The organism is Microbacterium sp. MMO-10 (assembly GCF_037148715.1).
Taxonomy (GTDB): Bacteria; Actinomycetota; Actinomycetes; order Actinomycetales; family Microbacteriaceae; genus Microbacterium.
Genome location: NZ_JBBCSV010000003.1, coordinates 634443 through 651484, shown reverse-complemented (window position 1 = coordinate 651484; position 17042 = coordinate 634443). Strand labels below are relative to the sequence as shown.

11 protein-coding genes are annotated in these 17042 nt (G+C 73.4%); 4 read left to right on the top strand and 7 right to left on the bottom strand.

All coding sequences use genetic code 11. The features are described from left to right. Positions 1-280 precede the first annotated feature (280 nt). From WFJ17_RS11820 to WFJ17_RS11805, 4 genes are all read left to right on the top strand, one after another. Positions 281-1441 carry a M20/M25/M40 family metallo-hydrolase gene (locus tag WFJ17_RS11820; protein WP_336648515.1) on the top strand — a complete coding sequence of 387 codons (1161 nt, stop codon included), beginning with the start codon at positions 281-283 and terminating at the stop codon, positions 1439-1441. Continuing rightward, positions 1438-2340 carry a GNAT family N-acetyltransferase gene (locus WFJ17_RS11815; protein WP_336648514.1) on the top strand — a complete coding sequence of 301 codons (903 nt, stop codon included), beginning with the start codon at positions 1438-1440 and terminating at the stop codon, positions 2338-2340. The genes WFJ17_RS11820 and WFJ17_RS11815 overlap by 4 nt, the downstream gene beginning before the upstream one ends. Continuing rightward, positions 2337-3446, top strand: coding sequence for an o-succinylbenzoate synthase (gene menC, locus WFJ17_RS11810; protein ID WP_336648513.1), 1110 nt, complete (start codon positions 2337-2339; stop codon positions 3444-3446). Before WFJ17_RS11815 ends, menC begins: the two co-directional genes overlap by 4 nt. A 103-nt stretch (positions 3447-3549) precedes the next feature. Next, positions 3550-5154 carry a PucR family transcriptional regulator gene (locus WFJ17_RS11805; RefSeq protein ID WP_251438662.1) on the top strand — a complete coding sequence of 535 codons (1605 nt, stop codon included), beginning with the start codon at positions 3550-3552 and terminating at the stop codon, positions 5152-5154. On the opposite strand, the gene WFJ17_RS11800 is transcribed toward WFJ17_RS11805, so the two are convergent. From WFJ17_RS11800 to WFJ17_RS11770, 7 genes are all read right to left on the bottom strand, one after another. Continuing rightward, positions 5138-8374 carry an erythromycin esterase family protein gene (locus WFJ17_RS11800; protein ID WP_336648512.1) on the bottom strand — a complete coding sequence of 1079 codons (3237 nt, stop codon included), beginning with the start codon at positions 8372-8374 and terminating at the stop codon, positions 5138-5140. The two genes, WFJ17_RS11805 and WFJ17_RS11800, sit on opposite strands and share 17 nt — an antisense overlap. A 63-nt stretch (positions 8375-8437) precedes the next feature. Beyond that, complete coding sequence (locus WFJ17_RS11795) at positions 8438-10291, bottom strand: ABC transporter substrate-binding protein (protein WP_336648511.1); 1854 nt, start codon at positions 10289-10291, stop codon at positions 8438-8440. A gap of 171 nt (positions 10292-10462) precedes the next feature. Continuing rightward, on the bottom strand, positions 10463-11368 hold the full coding sequence (locus WFJ17_RS11790) for an ABC transporter permease (protein WP_251438665.1): 906 nt from the start codon (positions 11366-11368) through the stop codon (positions 10463-10465). After that, positions 11365-12315 (bottom strand): ABC transporter permease, encoded by a 951-nt coding sequence (locus WFJ17_RS11785; protein WP_336648510.1) that lies wholly within the window; start codon positions 12313-12315, stop codon positions 11365-11367. Before WFJ17_RS11785 ends, WFJ17_RS11790 begins: the two co-directional genes overlap by 4 nt. Then, positions 12312-14369, bottom strand: coding sequence for an ABC transporter ATP-binding protein (locus WFJ17_RS11780; RefSeq protein WP_336648509.1), 2058 nt, complete (start codon positions 14367-14369; stop codon positions 12312-12314). Before WFJ17_RS11780 ends, WFJ17_RS11785 begins: the two co-directional genes overlap by 4 nt. A gap of 154 nt (positions 14370-14523) precedes the next feature. Beyond that, positions 14524-15576, bottom strand: coding sequence for a dipeptidase (locus WFJ17_RS11775; protein ID WP_336648508.1), 1053 nt, complete (start codon positions 15574-15576; stop codon positions 14524-14526). Then, entirely contained in the window at positions 15573-16952 is a 1380-nt protein-coding gene (locus WFJ17_RS11770; protein WP_336648507.1) for a serine hydrolase domain-containing protein, read from the bottom strand. Before WFJ17_RS11770 ends, WFJ17_RS11775 begins: the two co-directional genes overlap by 4 nt. Between the last annotated feature and the right edge of the window lie 90 nt (positions 16953-17042).

The window sequence follows — 17042 nt, the reverse complement described above, 5'->3', positions numbered from 1 at the left end:
GCCGGTCGGTTGACGCGACAGCCGTCCAGCCTATGTTCGGGATCCACGGGAGCGCAAGCGTTTTCCCGAAATCGGTCTCACGGTCCCGCGGCACCGGCCGCGGGCGCCGCACCGGGGCGATTCTCCGGTGCGAGGGGGAACGTCCCGCGGCCCGGATCCCTTCCCTGACGGCCCGATCGTCGGATCGGATCAAACGGGGCAGCGGGTTTCGGTCGAGCGGACAGTCGGGCGGCTCCCGGGCCTCAGCAGGATGGGACCATCCCCATCCGAAGGAGCCGCCATGCCGGAACCCGTCGAGACGATGGTCGCGGAGATCCTGCGCCTCGTCCGCTGCGAGTCGCCGTCGGACGACCTCGCCGCCGTCGCCCGCAGCGCCGACGCCGTGGCCGAACTGGGCACGACCCGCCTCGGCGCGGCGCCGGAGCGGATCGTCATCGACGGACGCACCCATCTGCGCTGGCGCTTCGACGGCGCACCGCGGATCCTCGTGCTCGGCCATCACGACACGGTGTGGCCGGTCGGATCCCTCGACGAGCTCCCCGCCCGAGCCGACGACGAGACCCTCGCCGGCCCCGGTTCCTTCGACATGAAGGCCGGGCTGGTCATCGCCTTCCACGCGCTGAGCCGGCTGACCGACCTGGCCGGGATCACCGTGCTCGTGACCGGCGACGAGGAACCCGGCTCGGCGACCTCGCGGGCGCTCATCGAGGACGAGGCCCGTGCCTCGATCGCCGCCCTCGTGCTCGAGGCCGCGGGTCCGGACGGCGCTCTGAAGATCGCCCGCAAGGGGGTCTCCCGCTACGAGATCGCGGTGCACGGCCGGGCGTCGCACGCCGGGCTCGACCCCGAGCGAGGCGTGAACGCCACCCTGGAGCTCGCGCACCAGGTGCAGGCCGTCGCCCTCCTCGGCGACGCCGCGGCGGGCACCACGGTCACCCCGACGCGCACGAGCTCGGGCACGACGACGAACACCGTCCCGGCGCTGGCCTCGTTCTCGGTCGACGTGCGCGCCCTCTCCGCCGCGGAGCAGGAGCGCGTGCATGCCGGGATGCTCGCGCTCAGCCCCCGGATCGACGGCGCCCGCGTCGTGGTCGACGGCGGTGTCAACCGCTCCCCCCTTGCCGCAGACTCGTCCGCCGAGCTGTTCCGCCGGGCGCAGCGCGTCGCGGATCGGCTCGCGCTGCCCCCGCTCACCGGGATCAGCGTCGGCGGAGCCTCGGACGGCAACTTCACCGCCGGCGTCGGCACGCCCACGCTCGACGGCCTCGGTGCCGTCGGCGGCGGCGCCCACGCCGCGCACGAGCACGTGCTGATCGCCGAGCTCGAGCCCCGGGTGCGGCTGCTCGCCGGTCTCATCGACGACCTCCGCGCCGCGCCGCCCGGCCCGCCCGCGCCGGCCGCGTCCTCGACGCCGGCCCCGATCTCGACCACGGCCCGATGAACGGCGCCACCGCCCTCGCCCCGGGCGCACGGAGCGCCCTGGCGGCCGGCGCCGACCGCGCGGCCGCAGACGCGGAGGCCGCGTCCGGCGTGGTGATCCGCCTGCTCGACGACGTGCGCGACCTGGCGGCCGTGCGCGCGCTGTACGAGGGCATCTGGCGCACGGGAGCGACGAACCCCCCGGTCACCGCCGATCTGCTGCGCGCGCTCGTGCAGGCGGGCAACTACGTCGCCGGCGCCTTCGACGACCGCGGCGACCCGGAGCTCGTCGGCGCCTGCTTCGGCTTCTTCGGCCCGCCCGCCGCGCGCACCCTGCACAGCCACATCGCCGGCACGGTCCCGCGGGCACGCGGGCGGCACCTCGGCTTCGCCTTGAAGCTGCACCAGCGCGCCTGGGCGCTGCACCGCGGGATCGACACGGTCACCTGGACCTACGATCCGCTCATCCGCCGCAACGCGCACTTCAACCTCGGCAAGCTCGCCGCATCGGTCGGCGCCTATCTGCCCCGCCTCTACGGCGCGCTCGACGACCGCATCAACGGCGGCGACGAGACCGACCGGATCCTGGTGCGGTGGGAGCTGGCCTCGTCGCCGGTCCTCGCCGCGGCCGCGCACCGGCCGCTCGTGGTCGACGCCGACCGGGCGCGCGCCGAGGGCGCCGCCGTCGCGCTGCGGCCGGACGATGCCGACGCCCCGCTCGTCGCGGCGTCCGACGCCGACACGGTGCTGATCGGGGTGCCCGCCGATATCGAGGGCATGCGCGAGACGGATCCGCGGCGAGCCGCCGACTGGCGGCTCGCCCTGCGCGACGTGCTCGGGGCGCTCCTCGCCGAGGGCGCGACCGTGCGCGGCTTCGACCGCGCGGGCTGGTACATCATCGACAGACGGGAGAGGTCATGAAGCTCGAGGGCGTGGAGATCCGGACGATCCGGATGCCGCTGGTGAGCCCGTTCCGCACCTCGTTCGGCACCGAGACCGTGCGCGAGGCGGTGCTCGTGCGAGCGGTGGGCGCGGGCGGCGAGGGCTGGGGCGAGTGCGGAGCGAGCGCGCTGCCGCTGTACAGCTCGGAGTACACCCCGGCGGCGTCGGCGGTGCTGGCGGACGTGCTCGTGCCCGCGCTCGCCGGCCAGGGGGACCTGGATCCGCACCGCGTCGCCGCGGTGCTGTCGCCGTTCAAGGGGCACCGCCAGGCCAAGGCCGCGCTGGAGACCGCGATCCTGGACGCCGACCTCCGCGCCCGGGACGTGCCGCTCTCGTACCACCTCGGCGCCGTGAAGGACCGGGTCGCCTGCGGGGTCTCGGTGGGCATCACCCCGACGATCCCCGCACTCCTGGACGTCGTCGAGGGCTACCTCGCCGACGGCTACGTGCGGATCAAGCTGAAGATCGAGCACGGCTGGGATCTGGAGCCCGTCCGCGCCGTGCGCGAGCGCTTCGGCGACATCCTGCTGCAGGTGGACGCGAACGCCGCCTACGGACGAGCCGACATCGAGCACCTCGCGAAGCTGGACGCGTTCGACCTCTCGCTTCTGGAGCAGCCCCTGGCCGCCGACGACCTCGTGGGCCATGCGGCGCTCGCACGACGGATCGGCACGCCGATCTGCCTGGACGAGTCGATCCTCTCCGCCGAGCATGCGGCCCAGGCGATCGAGCTCGGCGCGTGCCGCATCGTCAACATCAAGCCGGGACGCGTGGGCGGCTACCTCGAGTCCCGCCGGATCCACGACCTCTGCCGGGCGCACGGGGTCCCGGTCTGGTGCGGAGGGATGTTGGAGACCGGCATCGGCCGCGCGGCCAACCTCGCCCTCGCCGCCCTCCCCGGCTTCACGCTGCCGGGCGACACCTCGGCGTCGGAGCGCTATTACGCCACCGATCTGACCCCGCCGTTCCGGCTCGAGGACGGGCACATGACGGTGCCGACGGGCCCGGGCATCGGCGTGGCCCCGGATCCGGACCTGCTGGAGGCGGTCACGGAATCGCGCGCCTGGATCCCGCTCGCGTCATGAGCGGCGCGGCGCCCGTCGAGACGCGTCCCGGCCCCGCCCAGGGCGGCGACGAACGCCCGGGAGCGCCCGCGCCCGCCGTGCTAGCGTCGCGAAGGTGCCCCCGATGAACCACCGTCCGCAGGTGACCCTGGTGCGGGTGCTCGAGGCGCTCGACACCACGCTGCTCACGGTCGTATGCGGGACGGTCCGGCCCGATCGCACGGTCGAGGCGATCGTCATCCACGATCCGCGCGACGTCCCGGACGCCCCGCGCAACTCGCTCGTCATGGGCGTCGGCGTCGAGGATCCCGACCTCGTCCTGGGCCTGCTCCCCCTGCTCGCGCAGGCCGGGGTCACGGCGCTCGTGGTGCGGGCGCCGTTCGCCGCGGGAGAGGCCCTGCGTGCCGAGGCCGAGGCGACCGGGGTCGTCGTGCTCGCCCTCAACCCCGGCACCACCTGGGCGCACCTGGCCGGCATGCTGCGCTCGCTGATGACGCCGGGGGATCCGGACGACGCGCGTCCGGTCACCTTCGGCGGAATACTCGCGGGAGACCTGTTCGCGGTGGCGGACGCGATCGCCGCCCTGCTGGAGTCCCCCGTCACGATCGAGGACCGCAACGCGCAGCTGCTCGCCTTCTCCAACGGCCCGGAGTCGCAGCGGGCCCCCGGGATCCGTGCCAGGCCGCTGCCGCCGCAGGACATGCGCGCGCTGGAGGAGAGCGGGACGCTCGCGCGGATCGCCCGCAGCGAATGGCCGGTCGAGGTCACCGCCGGATCCGCCGGCGACGAGGTGCGCACCGCGATCGCGGTGCGCGCGGGCGACGAGGTGCTCGGCACGATCTGGGTCGCCGGCTCCCTCACCCCCGAGCGCGGCGCGTCACTGCGCGAGGGCGCCAAGCTCGTCGCCATGCACCTGGTGTGGCAGCGCACCGACGCCGACGTCGAGCGACGGCTGCGGGCCGAGCTGCTGCGCACCGCCCTCGCCGGCGGCCCCTCCGCCGGTGAGGCCGTGCACCGGCTCGGCCTGCGCGAGGAGCCCTGCGTCGTGCTCGCGCTGACCCTGCACGGCCCTGCGGCCGAGCAGCTCCCGCACGCGCACCTCGCCGCGGAGCGCAAACGCGTCGCCGATGCGCTCGCGGTGCACCTCTCGTTCGCGCACCCGCGCTCGGTGTCGGGGCTCGTCGGAGACGTCGCCTACGGGGTGCTCCCCCTCGCCGCGGACGCGGACGACGAGGGCGACAGCGCGGCACGGGTCGCCACGGAGTTCCTCGCCCGGATGCGCTCGGCGCTGCGTCCCCTGATCGGCGTCGGGGTCGCGGTCGCGGAGACCTCGCTGCTGCCCCGCTCGCGGACCAGCGCCGACCGCGCGCTGCGCGTGCTCCGCGCCGGGATCGTCGACCGGCAGGTCGTCCGTCTCGACGAGGTGCACGCGGAGGCGCTGCTGCTCGAGGTCGCCGGGGCCGCGCGGGACATCCCGTCAGGACCCCTGGCGCGGCTGATCGCCTATGACGAGACCCACGGATCCAGCCTCACCGAGACCCTCGAGGCCTGGCTGGACGCGTTCGGCGACGTGACCGTCGCCTCGGCCGCGAAGTTCGTGCACCCGAACACCTTCCGGTACCGCCTGCGCCGTGTGGCCGAGGTCGGCCGGATCGACCTCGACGACCCGAACGCGCGCTTCGGCGCGATGATGCAGCTGCGGCTGCGCGCGATCAACGCGGAACGCTGACCGGATCCGGATCCGGATCCGGGAGCCCGAGCGCGCCCAGCAGGCAGGCCAGCCAGGCCGCGTCCTGCGCGACGATCACGTCGTGGCCCGTGCCGGATCCGTGTCCGGCGTTCTCGTACACGTGCAGCAGGATCGGCGCCGGCCCGCGCTGCGCGGCCTGCAGACGCGCGACGAACTTGCGCGCCTGCCAGGGAGGGCAGCGCGGATCGTTGGCCCCGGCCTCCACGTACAGCAGCGGATACTCGGCCGGACGCACCCGCTCGTAGGGCGACAGTGCGATCATCCGCGCCACGTCGACGGGGTCGGCGGGGTCGCCCCAGGCCTTGCGGATCACGAAGTCCAGGTACGGGTTGCGGAACCCGCCGACGAGGTCGAGCAGAGGGGCGCGGGGCAGCACGGCGTGCCACAGCTCCGGGCGGGCCGTGATCGCGTTGCCGCACATCAGCCCGCCGTCGGAGCCTCCGGTGAGCGCCAGCCGCCCCGGCGCGGCCACCCCCTCGGCGAGCAGGTGCTCCGCGACCGCGAGCAGGTCCTCGTCGCGGACGCCGCGGCGCTCGCGGTCGGCGGCGCGGAACCAGGCGCTGCCGAACTCTCCCCCGCCGCGCAGATAGGCCTGCACGAGGGTGCCCCCGGCGGCGACGAAGGCCGCGAGGTCGGGCTGGTACTGGGGCAGCGTGGGGATCCCGGCCGCACCATATGCCGAGATGAGCACGGGACCGGGCCCGGACGCGCCGCGCGGGCGCACCACGTGGTACGGGATCGGGGTGCCGTCGGGGGCGGTCGCCGCGCGCAGCTCCGCGTGCGCGTCGATCGTCACCGCCGGCTCCCGCAGCATCTCGAGCGCGCCGCCGGGACGGTGCCGGTAGACGCCCCAGGACGACGTGAGCGTCGAGAACGCGAAGACGAAGGATCCGTCGCTCGTGGCCGCGAGCCCGGTGAGCGGGAAGAACGGGGCGGCGAGCGTCCCCTCCCCGGGCAGCGGCAGCACGCCCTGCTCGGTGCCGTCGCCGCGCAGGATCCGCACCCGCGCCGCCGTGCGGTGGAACTCGCTCAGGTAGAGCGCGTCGCCGACGGGGAGGACCGACCGCAGCACTGCGTCGCTCTCCGGTACCAGCTCCGCCCAGCAGGCCGGGTCGTCGGGATCGGCGGCGTCCAGCGGGATCGCCACGAGCCGCCGGCGCGGCGCGCCCCGGTCGGTGACGGCGACGTAGCGGTCTCCGACGACGTGCCCGGCCACCGTCTCCTGCCCCGGGGCGAGGAAGGGCCGCCAGCCGCCGGAGGGATCGTGCAGGTCGCGCACCGCGACGGGGAACGGCGTGCCGACCCGATGGCTGGCGACCGCCCAGCGGCCGTCCGGCGAGAACTGGATCCGGGTGTACTCGCGGGAGCCCTCCGGCAGGGGCACGTGCTCGAGCTCGGAGGGGCCGCGGACGCCCAGGTCCCGGCGGTACACGACCTGGTGGAAGTCGTGCGCCGGGCCGCTGAGCCCGAGGAACGAGAATCCGCCGCTGTCCGGACGCCACGAGATCCCGCCGCCCCAGGCGCTGTGCAGCAGCTCCGGCGGGGCGTCGTCGCGCCGCGTGGCCGAGCGCACGTCGACCAGCTCGACACGGTTGTGCTCGCTGCCGTCGGTGCAGACCCCGACCGCGAGCACCGTGCCGTCCGGGGACGGGGCGAACCAGCTGAGCACCGCCGTGCGCCCGGGTCCGTCGAACTCCGCCAGGTCGACGAGCGCGCGCCCGGGACCGTACGGCTCGTCCGCGACGACGATGCGGCGCCCCTCGGCGCGGAACCACCGGCCGCCGGCGCCGACGGGCAGCTCCGGGCGGGCGCCGGCGTGGCTGCGCTCGATGAGGGCGCGCACGGCGTCGCGGTCCCGGCCCGCCCAGATCGTCTCCTCGGCGTAGGCGGCCTGCGCGCGCTGCCAGGCGCCGACCTCGGGGTCGGCGGCCGCGTCCCCCTCCAGCCAGCGGTACGGATCCGCGACGGCGATCCCGGCGACGGTCTCGACCGTCGCTCCGGTGCGCGCCAGCGGCGGCGCACCGGCCGCTGCCGGGGCGCCGAACTCGGCGCGCAGCCTCTCCAGGCGGCCCTCCACGAGCGACGCGCGCCGGAGGTGGGCGATCGCGTCGAAGGCGGTGGCGGCATCGGCGAGCGGGTCGAGCCCGGTGCCGGCGAGCGTGCCCACGACCCCCGCGAGGAGCGCGGCCGGCGCCCTGCGCAGGTCGACGACCGCGTCGCCGAGCGGGTCGAGGGCGTGCTCCAGGGAACCGGGCACGGGCTCCCGCTCGGCGAGCGTCGCCTCCCAGTCGAAGGGCCGCGGCGAGCGCTCGGCGAAGGAGACGACCGGGCCGCGGCCGGAGGTCATGCCGATCACACGCAGGTCGGATCCCCAGCGCTCCTGCAGCAGGGAGCCCAGGGTGGGCCGGCCGTGCAGCGGCTCCCGGCGGACGTGCGCGTTGTGCGCGAGCACGAGGATCCGCTCCTCGCGCTCGGCGATCCAGCTCACGGTGCCGGCCATGAGCGACTCGCGTGGATAGGGTCCCTCGCCGCCCGACCACGACAGCTCGGCGAGGAAGGCGCGCAGGGTCTCGGCCGAGCGGCGCGCGAGGTCGTCGCCGTGACGCTCGACGCGGTCCAGGAGCCCCCTGATGCCCGCCCGGATCTGCTCGCGGGCCGCCTCGTCCCTGGTCTCCCAGGCGATCGCCGCCTCCGTGCGCCCTCCGAGGTCGGTGATCCGGCGCAGCTCGTCGTCGCCCGCCTCCGCGGGGATCCGGGCCAGGCACAGCCGCACGGCGGAGCCCGGGGACGTGGCGGAGCCGGGCAGGTCCATGCCCCAGAAGCGCAGCGGCGACCGGCCACGGGCGTTCTCCGCGCGCATCCACGTCAGCTGGCGCCGCACCGCCTCGGACTCGCCGAAGCCGTAGGTGAGCCCGGCGCGGGCGATGTCGCCGACCTCCCCGGGACCGCCCTGGATCCAGTCGTCCACCTCGATGCCCTCGGCGAAGCCCGACTCCCTCACGAACGCCGTGAAGCCGAGATCGCTCGCGAGCGTGCGGAACAGCCCGTCGGCGAGCCGGGCGAAGTCGTCGACGCCGTGCGCGCCCTCGCCGAGCAGCACGATGCGCGCATCGCCGACCAGCTCCCTGACGAGCGCGGGATCCCAGGGCTCGCCGGGTGCCGCCACGGGCAGGACGTGCGTCCGGTCCGTCTCATGCATCGGGGTCGATCCTCTCACCGTGCCGGGGCCGGCCTTGCTCGGCCGGCCCCGGATCCGGATCCGCTACTTCTGCTTCTCGGTGAAGTACCACTGCTCCGGGGAGTAGATGAACTTCAGCAGGCCCTCGAACGTCTCGGGCGGTCCGGAGAGCGTGCTCTTCCAGACGATGAGGTTGTCGGGGGTCGGCAGGAACAGCACCGGCAGATCCTTCGAGATCAGGGTGGTCTCCGCGCTCAGCGCCTTCGGATCCGAGCCGAACACGCTCGCCTCGATCGCCTTGTCGGCCTCGGGGTTGCTGTAGCTGCCCAGGTTGAAGCTGCCGTCGGTGTTGAACGCGCCGTTCGCCGTCGGGTACGACGTCATCACGAGGGGACCGGTGTCCTGCATCCCCCACTCGTCCGCGTTCGCCGGAGCGCCCGGGTTCGTGTAGTTCTCGTACATGTAGTTCAGCGACTTCGTGACGACCTTCACGTCGATGCCGAGGTTCTTCGCCTCCGAGGAGAACGCCAGATCGCGGGCGCCGACGTAGCTCGGCGAGCTCGCCGAGGCGAGCGTGAACGAGATCTTCTGCCCCTTCTCGATGCCCTCGCCGCACTGACCGGATCCCGCTCCCGGCTTCTCGCAGACGGTCCCGGCCTTGTCGACCTTCCAGCCGTGCTCGGTCAGCAGCTTCTCCGCGGCCTTCGGGTCGAACGGGTACGGGGCCTTGTCCCCGAACGCGGGAGGGAAGGCGGAGCCGAGTCCCACGGTCGCGTAGTTCTCGCTGGCCGCCCCGTTGTAGACCCCGCGGCTCTTGATGTAGCCCGGCTGGTCGACGAGGTGCTGCAGCGCCTGGCGCACGTACGGCTGCGCGATGATCCTGTCGAAGCCGCCGGTCGTGTTGGCGAAGTTGATCACCAGCGGATCCGATCGCGCCGGCGCCGGAGCCGCGTAGACGTCGTAGCCCTTCTTGCGCAGGTCCTCGATCTTCGACGAGTAGCTGGAGTCGAGGCGCCCGACGGTCACCGTTCCCGCCTGATACTGGTTGTAGACAGCGGCCGCCGACGTGAACGCCTTGAAGTCGACCTGCGCGAGCTTGTGCTCGCCCGGACCCGTGTACGCGGGGTTCGGCGTGAGCGAGAAGGAGCCGGTGGTGGGCTCGAAGCTCTTCAGCGCGTAGGGGCCGCTGACGACCTGCCAGAGCGGGTTCGTCGCGAACGACGACTGGTCGGCGGACTGGCCGGTGAGGAACGTGTAGATCGCGGCCGCGTTGGCCGGATCGGTGTAGTCCAGGACGGGCCCTCCCGCCGTCGCGATGCTCCAGTCCGCCGAGGGGAGCACGACGAGCTGTTGCAGGAGCGACTCGAGGTAGGCGGGGTTGTACGCCTTCTCGAGCGTCAGCACGACGGTGTCGGCGCCGCTCGCGGTCGCGGTCACGCCGTCGGGGAACTGGCCCGGGGTGTAGAACGCCCAGTTGGCCGCGCTCGCGGCGACGGCCGCCTTGAGGATGTCGAGGGAGAAGACCACGTCGCCCGCGGTGAGGGGCTTGCCGTTGGACCAGTCGTTCTTCTTGAGGGTGATCGTGACGGTGCGCCCGTCGTCGCCGTACACGGGGGCCTCGGCGAGGCTCGTGTCCGCGTTGCTCTTGCCGTCGACGTCGGCCCGGTACAGGGTGCGCCACATCAGGTCGTAGCCGATGACGGCGCCGTTCGCCTCGGCGGGCGGGTACGGGAAGATGTAGTTCGGCGCGAGGCCCGGCGTCATGGCGACCGTGATGACGCCTCCGTCGACGGCCTTGCCGCTCGAGGCGGGGATGGTGCGGTACTGGGAGGGGTCGACCTTGGCGGTGCCGGCGCTGCAGCCCGTGGTGATCAGTGCGGCGGCGACCGTGAGGGCGATCAGGAGGCGCCGTCGCCTCCGGGGAACCTGCGGGTTCATGCTGTGCTCCTTGTTCGGGTGGGTCGGGTCGGGCGGACGCTATCGGCGCTGCGGACGCCGGCGTCGTATTCCGGTGATTCGAGGGTGCAGGACGGGCGCGGCCGCCCGTTCAGCGATCCGGACAGTTTCGATGCGGTGCGCCTGTGTGCGCGGACACACCCCGGCGGCCGCTCATCGGCGCCGGTCCAGGACGTCGCGCAGGGCGTCTCCGAGCAGGTTCAGCCCGAGCACCACGAGCACGATGCAGAGCCCTGCGGGGTAGATGAGCCACCAGTTGCCGGCGGTGATGTAGGCGACGCCGCTGGAGAGCTGGCTGCCCCAGTCCGTGACGGGATAGCTCAGCCCGAAGCCGAGGAATCCGAGGGCGGCGATCACCAGGATGGCGTCGGCGACCTGGAACGTGAGGTTCACGATGATCACGCCCATGGTGTTCGGGATCAGGTGGGTGAAGATCAGCCGGCGATCGCTGGCGCCCATGAGACGCGCCGCCTGCACGAACTCGCGCACCCGCAGGGACAGCACCTCGCCGCGGATCAGCCGGGCCGAGACGAGCCAGGAGAACCCTCCGATCACGAGGCTCAGGGTGAGCGGCGTCGCGGTGAAGCGCGCCGCGATGATGAGCACGAAGAACAGGAACGGGATCGCCAGCAGCACGTCGACGAAGCGCATCATGATCCCGTCCACCACCCCGCCCACGAGTCCCGCGACGGCGCCGTAGACGGTGCCCAGGGTGGTCGCGAAGACCGCGGCGAGCAGACCGATCTCGAGCGACACCTGACCGCCGAGCATGAGCCGGCCGAGCACGTCGAAGCCGTTCGGATCCGTGCCGAGCGGGTAGCCCTCGCCGGGGGGCAGCAGCGCGTCGAGGAGGTTCACGTCGGTCTGGTTCGTCGGGTACAGCAGCGGTCCGACGAAGCTGAACAGCACGAGCAGCACGAGCAGCGACGCGCCCGCCACCGCCATCGGACTGCGTCGCAGCGCGCGCAGCACGGCGGCGGCCGCGAGAGGTCGCGCCGCCGTGGCGGTGGCCACGATGACGTCGGTCTTCTCGGACATCTCGGGGTGTGCGGTGGTCATCTGCTCAGCTCGATCCGTCGGTCCGCGCGTGCGACCACGAGGTCGGCGAGGAGGTTGCCCAGCACGGTGAGCGCGCCACCGATGAGGGTGTAGGCCAGCAGCACCGGGTAGTCCTCCCGATGCAGGCTGTTGAGGAACAGGAGGCCGAGGCCGGGGTAGTTGAACACCGACTCGACGATGAGGTTTCCGGCCAGCAGCGTCGGGATCGTGACTCCGACGAGCGTGATGAGCGGGATGCAGGCGTTGCGCAGCAGGTGGCGCAGCAGCACGATCCGCTCCGGGGCGCCCTTGGCCCGGGCGACCTTGATGTAGTCCATGCCGAGCTGTTCGAGCGCCGCCGAGCGCTGGTACTGGGAGAACACCACGACGTTCGTGAGCGCGAGCGTGATCAGCGGCAGCGCCATGGCCCGCGGATCCGTGAACACGACCCAGGGCGAGGTCGACTGCGAGGCCTCCGCGGGGAAGAGCGGCACGAGCTGGCTGAGCAGCGCGATCAGCAGCAGCGCGACGAGGAACGAGGGGGTCGCGTAGAGGAGGTAGGCGACGCCGGTGGCGGCCCGGTCGACGACGCTGTTGCGGCGCACCGCCTGGAGGATCCCGAGCGGGATCGCGATGAGCAGCGCGAGCACGAGCCCGGAGAGCGACAGCACGGCGCTGCGTCCCGCGTTCTGCGCGAACAGCACCGTGACCTCCTCGTTCAGCTTGTAGGAGCGGCCGAGGTCGCCGTGCAGGAGCTGTACCACGTAGTCCGCGTACTGCACGAACAGCGGCCGGTCGTAGCCGTTCTCCCGGTTGAATGCCTCGACCGCCGCGGCGGAGGCCTGGGGCCCGAGCACCACGCGGCCCGGGCTGTCGGAGATGAGGTGCAGCATCACGAAGATCACGATCGAGATGCCGATGAGCACGAGCAGCGAGACGAGGATCCGCCGCAGCAGGTAGGAGATCACGCCGCCGCCTCCGTCTCGCCCGGCCGCGCGCCCGGGGCGCTCGCGTCCGCCGGCGCCTGTGCCTTGGGCTGCAGCGGGAAGTGGCACGCCACGTCGTGCGCGTCCCCGACCGCCTCCAGCGTCGGCTCGACCGTCGCGCACAGCTCGGTCGCGAGCGGGCACCGGGTGCGGAACCGGCAGCCGCTCGGCGGCTCCAGGGGGCTGGGCAGCTCGCCCCGGACGCGCTCTGCGGCGTCCGGCGGCGGCGCATCCGGATCCGCGATCGGCACCGCGGCGAGCAGGCCGGCGGTGTACGGGTGCGCCGGGCGCTCGTACACCTCGTCGGTGGCGCCGACCTCGACGATCTTGCCGAGGTACATCACGCCGACCCGGTCGGAGAGGTACCGGATGACCGACAGGTCGTGCGAGATCACGACGCTGCTGAGCCCGCGCTCGCGCTGCTGGGTGCGCATGAGGTTGAGCACCTGGGAGCGGATCGAGACGTCGAGCGCGCTCACCGGCTCGTCCGCGACGAGGACGTCGGGATCCAGTGCGAGAGCGCGGGCGAGCCCGATGCGCTGCCGCTGCCCGCCGGAGAGCTCATGCGGATACCGTTCCAGGATCGACGGGCCGAGGCCGACGCCGTCCAGCAGCGCGATCGCCCGTTCGGTCCGCTCGGCGGTCGTGCCGATCCCCTGGATCGCGAGGGGCTCCCGCAGGATCGTGCCGATCGTCATCTTCGGATCCAGCGCGGCGCCGGAGTCCTGGAACATCATCTGCAGCCGCGCCCGGCGAGCGCCGAGCCCGCGCCGGCCGACGCCGGAGACCTTCGTGCCCTCGAGGCGCACCTCCCCCGCCGTGGGCCGGTCCATCGCGACGAGCATGCGCCCGAGCGACGACTTGCCGCATCCGGACTCTCCGACCAGCCCCAGGGTCTCCCCTGCCTGCACCGTGAAGCTCACCCCGGAGACCGCCTTCACCGTGCGCCGGCGACCCTTCGGAGCCCAGCCGGAGACGGGGTGCTCCTGCACGAGGTCGACGACCTCGAGCCGCGGCTCCGACGACGTCTCGACCACGGGGGCAGCCGGGAGCGCGCGGCCCGGGAGCACGGGCGGCGCGTCGGCGACCGGGTTCCAGCAGGCGAAGACGTGCCCGCCCTCGCCCTCGAGCGGCGGGCGCTCGGCCCGGCAGCGATCCGTGGCGGCGGCGCAGCGCGGCGCGAACCGGCATCCGAGAACCATCTCGGCGGGATCCGGCGGGGATCCGGGGATCGAGAACAGCTCGACGCCGCGGTCCTGCTCGAGCGAGGGGATCGAATCGAGCAGCGCGCGCGTGTAGCGGTGCCGGGTGCGCCGGAACAGCGCGCGCGTCGGACCGGTCTCCACGAGCCGTCCGGCGTACATGACGCCCACCCGGTCGGCGTGCCGCGCCACCACGCCCATGTCGTGCGTGACGAGGATCATCGCCATGCCGAGCTGCTCCTTGAGCCTTCCCAGCAGCTCCAGGATCTCCGCCTGGATCGTCACGTCGAGGGCGGTCGTCGGCTCGTCGGCGATGAGCAGATCGGGCTCGGCGATGAGCGCCATGGCGATCATCACGCGCTGCCGCATGCCGCCGGAGAGCTGGTGCGGATAGTCGCGCATGCGCTCGGACGGGCGAGGGATGCCGACCAGCGCCAGCATCTCCTCGGCCCGGCGCAGCGCCTCCGCCCGGTGCGCGAGACCGTGCAGCAGCAGCGGCTCCGCGACCTGGTCGCCGATGCGCCGGGTCGGGTTCAGGGCGGTCAGCGAGTCCTGGAACACCATGGAGATCCGGCGTCCGCGCAGCGACCGGTACGCCCGGGGGTCGCGGCCGACGAGCTCCTCGCCGTCGAAGCGGATGGATCCGTTCGTGATCTCGGATCCGCCCGGCAGCATCCCCATGATGGCGAGACCGGTCATCGACTTGCCCGAGCCGGTCTCGCCCACGATGCCGAGCGTCTCGCCGCGGGCGAGGTCGAGGTCCACTCCGCTGATCGGACGCACGATCCGGTCGCCGGTGCGGATCTGGACCGAGAGGTCTCGAATCGTCAGCATTGCGCGCTCCCTTGCGCCCGCCGCGCGTGTTCGGCGCCGCCGGGCTTGGCTTCTCTCATGATCCTGCGGCACCGGGTCGGCCGCTCGTTCGTCCGATCCGTCGAACGGACCCGTGCGAGTTCGTCCCCCTGCACGACTCCGCGGACCTGGCCGCTCATCGTCCGCCGGGCACGCCGAGTTCGCGGCGGAGCAGCCGCTGCACGTTCCCGCCGAGCACGCCGAGGATATCGGCCTCCGGCCACCCCCGGCGCAGCAGCGCGTCCGTGAGCAGCGGGAGTCCCCGCGGGCCCTCCAGCCCCGGGAGATAGATGTCGGCCGGCACCCCCTGCACCTCGGTGACGGTGCAGCAGGGCGGGGTGGTCTCCGCGATGACCTCCTGCACGAAGTCCGGGCCGATCCCGGTGTGCTCCACACCCGCGACGGCGGCGATGTGCTCGAGGTGGTCGACGAGCCGGTCGATCGTGGGGTGCCCGTCGTCGAGGAACGGGGCGAAGAAGTTGGCGCAGACGACCCCTCCGCCCGCCGCGATCGCCACGAGCTGGTCGTCGGGGAGGTTGCGGTGGTGGTCGCGCAGCGCCCGCGCCGAGGAGTGCGTCGCGATCACCGGTCGGGTCGCGATCTCCAGGACGTGCGAGACCCCCGCGGCGCCGAGATGGCTGAGGTCGACGAGCATCCCGATGCGCTCCATCTCCTGGACCGCGGCGACGCCGGCCGCGGTCAGGCGGCTGCGGGCCGCATCCTCGCCCGACCCGTCCGCGAACGCGCCGCGTCCCACATGCGTGAGCGAGCCGACGCGCACGCCGAGCCGGTGCATCGTGGCGAGGAGCTCGACGTCGCCGTCCAGCCCCGGCATGCCCTCGAGGGCGAGCACCAGCGCGATCCGGCCGTCCGCGATCGTGCGGTCGACCTCCGCCCCGGTGCGGCACAGGGCCACGCGTCCGGCGTTCTCCTCGGCCAGACGGTGCGCCGCCTCGATCATGCGCAGCGTGCGGCGCAGCGCCCCCTCGGGACGATACGGGTCTTCGACGAACACCGGGAGCACCTGCAGGTCGACCCCGCCCGCCACGAGCTGCGGCAGCCAGCGCTCCCGGAAGAACGCGCCCCACAGCTCCGGAGGACGGGCGACGACCGCGCAGAGCAGGTCGTTGTGCGCGTCCGCGACGACCGCGCGATGGTGCAGCGCCTCGGCGGCGCGCGACGGCGTCATGACGCCACCCGCCGGTCGGCGCGGCCGGTGTGCAGGAACAGGGCGCGGCCGGCGCCGTCGTCGCCGAGGAAGGCGACGGGCTGCCGCATCCCGCCGTCGGTCTCCACCGGCAGGAGCACGTCTCCGCGCCAGCCCACCAGCTCCGTGCGGAACGGCAGGTCGCCGAGGTCGGCGACCACGCCGTGCGGGACGCGGTCGAGCCACACCCGGCCGTCCGCGGTGCGGCTGATCGTGGTGAGCGCGGTGCTCGACGCGTACCGGCCGACGAAGCGGTCGGCGTCCGCCGGCACGGCACCGGAGGGAGCGGGAGCGGGCTTCGCCGCGATGCCGGCGAGCTCCTCGAGCACGACGTCCACGAGCGCCGCGAACACGGGATGGGGGTCGCCGCCGTTGGCGAGCACGGCGATCGCCGCATCCTGGTCCGGCAGCAGCCGCAGGCACGACGACTGCCCGATCGTGTTCCCGTCGTGACCCGGGATCAGGCGCCCCGCGCGGTCGAACAGCTCCCAGCCGAGCCCCCAGGCGGCTCCCTGGTCGATGTCGGGCAGGAGGATCTGCGGGGTGCGCATCGCCTCCGCTCCCTCCCGGGAGAGCAGGCGGGTGCCGTCCCGGGCGACCCCGGCGCGCAGATGCAGCCGGGCGAATGCGAGCAGATCGGCCGCACTCATCGCGAGCCGCGAACCTGCCGCCGCCCCCGCGCGTTCCATCGCCCAGACCGCGGTCGGGGCGAACTCGCCGTCGTCCTGGCGCAGATGCCCCACGGCGGCACGATGCAGGATCGCCTCGGAGGCGTCCACCGCCGCGTGACGCAGCCCCAGGGGCGCGAGCAGGCGATCGCGCAGCACCCGCTCGTACGGCGCTCCGCGGAGCACCTCGACGATGCGCCCGAGCGTGGAGAACCCCGCGTTGTTGTACGAGAACATCTCCCCCGGCGCGAAGAGCTGCGGCGTCTGCGCGAGGAGGCCGACATAGCGCGCCAGGGCGTCGTCGCCGTCGCCCGTGTCGACGAACACGTCGCCCTCGAAACCGGCTGTGTGGCTGAGCAGCTGGCGCGTCGTGATCGTCGCGGACGCGTCGTCGTCTAGGACGCGGAACCCCGGGAGGATGCTCCGCACCGGGGCGTCCGGATCCAGCACCCCCTCCTCGACGAGCTGCAGGACCAGTGTGGCCGTGAGCACCTTGGTGACGGATCCGATCTGGAACACGGATCCGGGGTCGGCCGTGACGCCGGTGCCGCGGTGGAGGATCCCCCCGGCCCAGACGAACGTCGCGTCTCCGGCGCCGATCGCCAGGGAGACGGCGGGCACGCGATGGCGTGCCATCAGCGTGGGAAGGTTCTCCTCGATCCAGGCCTGGACGGTGGCGAGCTCGGGCATGGTCCTCCTCGACGTCGGCTCAGGTCGAGGCTAGAGCGCTCCGGGGGCTCCCGATTCGTCGATCCGCACCAGCGGGACCATCCCGGATCG